The sequence below is a fragment of the Methanobrevibacter filiformis genome (assembly GCF_001639265.1).
Taxonomy (GTDB): domain Archaea; phylum Methanobacteriota; class Methanobacteria; order Methanobacteriales; family Methanobacteriaceae; genus Methanacia; species Methanacia filiformis.
In genome coordinates this window covers 1-535 of sequence record NZ_LWMT01000216.1, presented here as the reverse complement: position 1 = coordinate 535, position 535 = coordinate 1, and the positions used below count along the sequence as shown (strand labels likewise).

Below are 535 nucleotides of genomic sequence, written 5' to 3'. Positions count from 1 at the left end.
TAGGCATCATAACAGCTTCAGGAAATGTAATACTAACATAATCATTATCTATTTCCTTAAATCGATCTTCAAATTCATTTATACGTTGGGACATATTTTTATTGTAAAGCATGATTCTTTTTCTAATAGTCTGTATGCTTTCTAAAACATCTTGATCTTTTTTATATTCTTGTTCTTTGATTTTTAGTTCTTTTTTAATTCTTCGGATTGAATTTTTACTTTTATTGTGTAGTAAATTCCATTTTTTCATTAGTTTTAAAGCTTTTAATTCATCACGTGTGATGGTGTAGTGTTTAGATCCTTTAATTAATGCGTCAGTACCGTCAATGAAAATATGGAGAAATTTTAGGATATGGTGGTCATTTAAAACGAGTAATGTGTGTAGAAATATTTTTTTGATGGTAATGGAGTTGCTGTTTGATAAAAATCTGCTTAATGTTGTGGATGATGGTGTTTTACCATTTAGAAATGTTTTTAATATTATATCTGTTTTGCATAAACTAGCTATTTTATCTGTTCTATATTCATCAACTAA

At 26.9% G+C, this 535-nt stretch carries 1 protein-coding gene; it reads right to left on the bottom strand.

Annotated features, from left to right (window positions below; translation table 11 throughout):
* A partial coding sequence (locus tag MBFIL_RS10835; RefSeq protein ID WP_169805506.1) for a hypothetical protein occupies positions 1-535 on the bottom strand: 535 nt, incomplete at both ends.